The following is a 1,896-nucleotide window of genomic DNA, read 5'->3' as shown; positions in this document are numbered from 1 at the left end:
GTGATGTTCTCGCCGAGCACTTGCGGCTGCTTGCCTTCGTGGACGATTTCCAGCAGCAGCCAGAGGTCGTTCCACTCGGCGCGCGGGTGTTCGCTCAGGGCCATGAAGTGGCCGCTGAGCGTAATTTATAGATAAGGTCACACTTCACCAGACCAATACCAAAGCGTGTCGCCCCATTTCGACTCCTTGAAGCTTGGCATGATTTCGCCTTGTTGGAAGTGGCGTCTTGAGTTGGCTTGAGCCGGGCTGAACCAATAGCCCGTTTTGCTGCAGGCTTCGCCAGCAACAATACGATTAATCTGGGAACCAATATCACCCTTATAGTTTCGAGCGTACTCAACCAAGTCTTTTGGATAAACCATATGATCTATTTTGCTGTCGTCTACACCGTACAAAAAAGCGACAGCTCCTGCTTCTATAGCCCAATAGCCGACGTAATTACCATTTTCTCCCTGCAAGTGAGTGTCATGCCATGGTGCTTGTTTAAATGCTGAGTACCATTGGTTGCAGTATTTTTTCAGATGCTTTGACGCGTCCTCTTTGCTATCTGCATAAATGGCTCGAATCAAAGATGAATACACGTCATGAAACCATTGATCTACATCGTGTCTATTCGGAAGTAGTTTGATGAGTAGATCTTCGTATAGCGTATCGTCCCCGGCGTAGCCCGCTCCATCTATTAGAGTTACAAAGCGCTGAAGTAAATCAGTACGATGTAAGAGAACGCAAAATCCTATGACCTGCACACATTCTTCATATTCGTCAGGCCAGTCATTTATCGCAAGCGGAGATATATCAGGTATTTTCTGGTATTCGGCGAGTTTAGCTTGTCGAGTTTCGTACTTGACTATTAGGTCTTCAAGTAATGGTGTTAGGGCGCTTATTTCTTCTCCTGCCGTATATGTGGCGAAAAGCTTGTCAAGTGCGAGTTGCTTGAAGTGTGTCGCGCGCAGTGTCGCTTCTTCCTCGGGTGAGTCAGATTGAAAGGTATTTGTTTTGAAGAAACTAATGACCTCGTCATGCTCTTTCAAGAAATTGTTGTATTGGTACTCGCTGAAAAATTTCTGTCGTTTATTCATTTTAGTCAAGCCTCGATCTTGAGCGAGTCTAACGCGCCATGCTTTTTAGTCAGGGATTTTTTTCGCTTGTTTACGAAGCCTTTTATTTCATGTTCGGAATAATGAAAGGCCTTGTGATTTTGGTGAGCGCTTTCCTCTAGGCTTCCTAGTTGCGCACTGGCGTGTTCCTTCGGGCTCAAGCTTGTATGAAATAGAGGGGCGTAAAATAGGTGGCGGCTGTAAGAACTCATTACCTGGGCTATTAAGCTCCTTCCAAGAACGGCTTTAGAGATGTTCTTCGCGATCCACTCGCTACTCATTTGAACCAAAAGATCTCTTTTCCTTTTCGTGAAGTCTTCCTCACGTTTGGTATTAGCTGGCTTATTTTTGCCGCTGCTTACCGGGCTTTTGTTTTTGCTTTGACTAGAAGATGCATCTGATTCAATCGGTTCGATCAGTTCGCTAGGGTCAGCTATTCCAGACACGCCCAACTTCGAGCTTATGCCGGGTTTTCGAGTATAGTTAAGCTTGCGCATGAATTTAGGAGCATCTTCATCACGGCTTGCCTTTGCTTCGACAATGGCAAATTTCTTGCCTTCATTATTTGCCGGGTTAGCGCGCCAGACCGCATCGATCCCAGTCCCATTCGCACCATCCGTCAGCTTGTAAAGCACGTGACTTGCCTTGGGACTCCCCCCCGCCGAAAGCTTCCCAGTCTTACTCGCACTCGGCACACCCTCAAGCCACTTCCCATCCGCCCCCTTATCATGCCCATCCCAATCCTTACCCCAACCAAACTCCACCGCGCAGATGTAATCGGCAATATGCTCCCCACTAA

The 1,896-nt window shown here is 47.2% G+C and carries 1 protein-coding gene and 2 pseudogenes; all 3 read right to left on the bottom strand.

The window, feature by feature from the left end:
- A pseudogene (locus FHW68_RS27630) lies at window positions 1-119 on the bottom strand (hypothetical protein); the annotation flags it as partial.
- A gap of 18 nt (window positions 120-137) precedes the next feature.
- On the bottom strand, window positions 138-1,079 hold the full coding sequence (locus FHW68_RS27040; RefSeq protein WP_183683965.1) for a PoNe immunity protein domain-containing protein: 942 nt from the start codon (window positions 1,077-1,079) through the stop codon (window positions 138-140).
- 5 nt (window positions 1,080-1,084) lie between these two features.
- Window positions 1,085-1,896: pseudogene (locus FHW68_RS27035) on the bottom strand (hypothetical protein); the annotation flags it as partial.

The organism is Pseudomonas sp. Tn43 (assembly GCF_014192635.1).
Classification (GTDB): Bacteria; Pseudomonadota; Gammaproteobacteria; order Pseudomonadales; family Pseudomonadaceae; genus Aquipseudomonas.
The sequence above is the reverse complement of the archived record's forward strand: the minus strand, read 5'-3'. Positions and strand labels throughout refer to the sequence as shown.

Coding starts and splice junctions, on each gene's coding strand:
- FHW68_RS27040 (WP_183683965.1), bottom strand. CDS start 1,079: ATGAATAAACGACAGAAATTTTTCAGCGAGTACCAATACAACAATTTC.